The organism is Candidatus Neptunochlamydia vexilliferae (genome assembly GCF_015356785.1).
GTDB classification, from domain to species: domain Bacteria; phylum Chlamydiota; class Chlamydiia; order Chlamydiales; family Simkaniaceae; genus Neptunichlamydia; species Neptunichlamydia vexilliferae.
The window spans coordinates 1-3,455 of record NZ_JAAEJV010000095.1 but is presented as its reverse complement, the minus strand read 5'-3'; the positions used below and the strand labels follow the sequence as shown (position 1 = coordinate 3,455).

At 36.8% G+C, this 3,455-nt stretch carries 4 protein-coding genes; all 4 read right to left on the bottom strand.

The genetic code is table 11. The features are described from left to right. Nucleotides 1-146: 146 nt before the first annotated feature. Nucleotides 147-1,076, bottom strand: coding sequence for a hypothetical protein (locus NEPTK9_RS09190; protein WP_194848535.1), 930 nt, complete (start codon nt 1,074-1,076; stop codon nt 147-149). 43 nt (nt 1,077-1,119) lie between these two features. Continuing rightward, entirely contained in the window at nt 1,120-1,944 is an 825-nt protein-coding gene (locus tag NEPTK9_RS09185; protein ID WP_194848534.1) for a hypothetical protein, read from the bottom strand. A gap of 325 nt (nt 1,945-2,269) precedes the next feature. After that, nucleotides 2,270-2,629 carry a hypothetical protein gene (locus NEPTK9_RS09180; protein WP_194848533.1) on the bottom strand — a complete coding sequence of 120 codons (360 nt, stop codon included), beginning with the start codon at nt 2,627-2,629 and terminating at the stop codon, nt 2,270-2,272. Beyond that, nucleotides 2,626-3,120 (bottom strand): disulfide bond formation protein B, encoded by a 495-nt coding sequence (locus NEPTK9_RS09175; protein WP_320412063.1) that lies wholly within the window; start codon nt 3,118-3,120, stop codon nt 2,626-2,628. The genes NEPTK9_RS09180 and NEPTK9_RS09175 overlap by 4 nt, the downstream gene beginning before the upstream one ends. Between the last annotated feature and the right edge of the window lie 335 nt (nt 3,121-3,455).

Sequence of the window (3,455 nt, the reverse complement as noted above, 5' to 3'; positions counted from 1 at the left end):
TAAATATTGCACTTATAGCACATAAATCTTTTTGGAATAAGAACAGCCTCAACTTTTAGGTCAAAAACTCTTCAGTTTAGTCAGATTTTTGACACCCCATCTGTATCCTGAGAAGTGCTTTATATCCTTAAAAAAATCTTGGCTTGCTATTTTTTAGTTAAAGAGTTTGAGAGCTTTAAAATTGATTGAGCAAGAACCCCTACCGAACATTTTTGCTGGCCCGTGCATTCACATGTTACTTCATGTGAGTGAAAAGCGATTACTTTCTTTTGGCTATCAATAACTAAAGCTCCAAAAATAGGTGATGAAACAGAGTAATGCATCTGTAATCCATAACGCTTTCCAAAAAAACCTTTTGCAACCTCATAGGGGGCTTTTTTTTCAGTGCGGAATAGGTATATAGGATCTCCTAAAATAGGGAGATTGTTGCTATTTATCATGGGCTTCAGAGTTGCTTTAAAGGTAGCATTTAGCTTGATAACAGCAAAATTGGAGCGCTTGTCTGGTACAGACAAATCTTGTGAAGGATTAAATGGGAAGGTGACCTTACCAATAGAGATCTTATTTTTTTGCGCATTTTCAAATAAAGAGGCCATGGTTAGGATCTGATTTCTTGAAAGGATGAGTCCTTTTGCCGAAGAAAGGTTGTATGTGACATTGATGCTAGTAGGAGAGACGGATTTTTCAGCAAGGTTTTTCATGCGAAATAAGATTGCGCTTTGGGAAGACAGACCGTCCGCCATTGATACCTCCGTCTGCCATGCCCTTACAGGTTTCCCAAGTTTAGGTGCTTTCTTTAAGACTGCCTCAATGGCTTTTTCAAACGATAATCCACATTCAGCGACCAGCCTCAGCCTTATTCCAATTAAGTTATGTTCTCTTTGACCCAGCTTAGAGAAGCCTGATTGTATTAAGCTTTCAGCCATTTGTTTAGCAGTTGAGCTATTGGGTACGTTCTCAACCTTGTAGGTTTCCATCCAGTTTCTATATTCATCTAAATAACAATCCTCATCTTTTTTATCTAGAGCATCGTATTTTGAGCTAGGTGAACAACAAACATAACTCCATATAGACATACATTTTCTCCTGTTAAACATATAAGCTTTAATTAACGAACTTTTAGTCTAAACAGAAGTGATTATAGACTTTTTGATCTTTTTTAACAACTTGTCTAGCAAAATACGCTACAAATAATAGAATAAGTCCTGCACCGATTATTGTTCGCGCCACTCCTACACCAAACGAATCGTTACTTAAACTTGCAGCGCCGGCTAATATAAGACCTAATCCACCAACAACTAAGGTGATAGGTGCAGCTTTATAAGTTTTTTTAGTCATATGAGGAATTCTATAATACCATTTTTTTGAAATATAATTGATTTGATATAGCATATTTTTTATTTGATTGTTATCATTCAAGCTCTTATCTTCCTTAAGTTTATTTATTAAATCACTTATATCACAATCTTTTTTTAGTTTTGAAAAAGAATTAAATACATTCCTTTTAATTATTCCTTTTAAAAAATCCTTGGATGAAATATCAGAGCGTTTTACTTCTGAAAGAAGCAAAAAAAGTGATTTTATTGCTTTAGCGTTTGAGTTAATGCCGTTTTCTGGTTTAATTAATTTGGAGATTTTTTCGACAGATTCTTTTATTTTTTGGTAGCTTTCATCAAAAACGTGGTTTTCAATAGTATTTTTAATTTTTTCAATATCATTATTTTTATTTATAAAAGAAATTAGAGAATTCAAATTCTCTTGATTCAGGTTTTCTTGATTTTCAGAAATGGAGTCACTAGAACTACTAGAAATATTAACAGCATTGATATTGGTGTTATTTTCTATAGTGCTTGAGCTACTAGATGAAGAGCTGGAAGGCATATTGCTGCCATAATTAGCGTTCGTACCATTGTTACTGCTTAGAATAATATTGTTACCACTCATTTTAAACCTCTTTTTTTTATTATATTTTATAACTAAATTATAAAATAAAATTAATTTTTTATTCAAGATTATTTAATTAAAGAAGAGATTTTTTAGATATAATCAGACAAATGGTATTTTTAGAGTATTTATTATGCTCGAGACTTTTTTAAGTTTTTGATTATTAGTTAATAAGCGTTTTCTGCATTTTAACTCGGTCTCTTTTCTTAGTTGATTTCTAAGTGCAACAAAATTAAAAGCTTATAGTTTTGGACCGTTTTTTAAAGTTTTCTCTGTAAGCCCTAATTTTACACATATTTCTGTAAAGCCCCTAATTCACTGATAATCAATGATCCCGAAACTCCAGCTGAAACCATTTCCCTCTAGCTTTCTTTCCAACCCCCTTCAACAGCTCGCACCTGACCTTACTTTCTACCTCTTGCCACACCCCCGCCTCTTTAAACACCACCGAGGGGACAAGCCTCGGCTTGATCCCCGCCTTTTTATTGGAATGGACCCTAAAAGGGGGTTTTAGGGTGATCTTTCCCTCATGATCGATCCGGTAGGTGATATTTCTGACATCCATCTCAATCATATCCAATAGAAGATGAACCTCACATGTTCCCTTGGACTGGTACCTCTCAGCACCCCCCTTTCTTCTAAACACCTCCGGATAAAACCGGCTCACAGACACCTTAACCTTCATGACCTCCTCCTGCGGTGGTATTTACGCTTCAGATAGATCGAAAGCCCCAAAACCGTCCCAAGGCTCAATCCATTGATCAATGAGACCGGCACCCCCAACACAGACCAGCTGATCGAAGAACAGCTTGATCTCTGCAGCCCTTTTACAAACTCCTCAGGAGTTCCAAAATCCCTAGCCGAAGAGCAAAAATCCGAAAAGACCCCCATCTGGATCAAGAAGTGGATGCAACCTAACCCCATCCCCAAAAAAAGCGCTCCCTGCACCAGTTTAAAAAAGCCCCGCTTCTGAAAACCAAACAGTCCTCCAGAAGCCCCCAAAATCAGCACCATGAACGGAACCCTTTCCCACTTACATAAAGAGCAAGGGACTAAGCCCAGAAGCCGCGCTCCAAACACAGAAAAAAGAAGCGCCACACCACTCATCAGTAACATCCCCACAAAAAAGCGGTTTAAGAAAATTTCCTCACTGTCAAGCCAAAATAGAAATGTCACCTCCTTTCTGAAAAATGGGTATTATTTTCTTCTTCTTTACCCAGGCTAAGAGTGTCTATAAGAGCTCTTTTTGAGCCTTAGTTTTATTAGTACTCTTATAGACACCGCGCCTGAGGGACTGTTTGCAAATTGTTCATATGTTCAAAAAAATATACTGAACCTTGTCTCGGTGTTCTTTTTTTGAACATATGAACAATTTGTGAACTGCCTTCTCTCAGTATCTTAAGCAGTATTTTTAGGCCTTGTTCACCTTTTCGCATTGTGACAAGAAGCTGTCACAACAAGTTGTCTCTCAAAGAGAAGAGACCATCTCTACAGTGAGATGAATCTAGGGT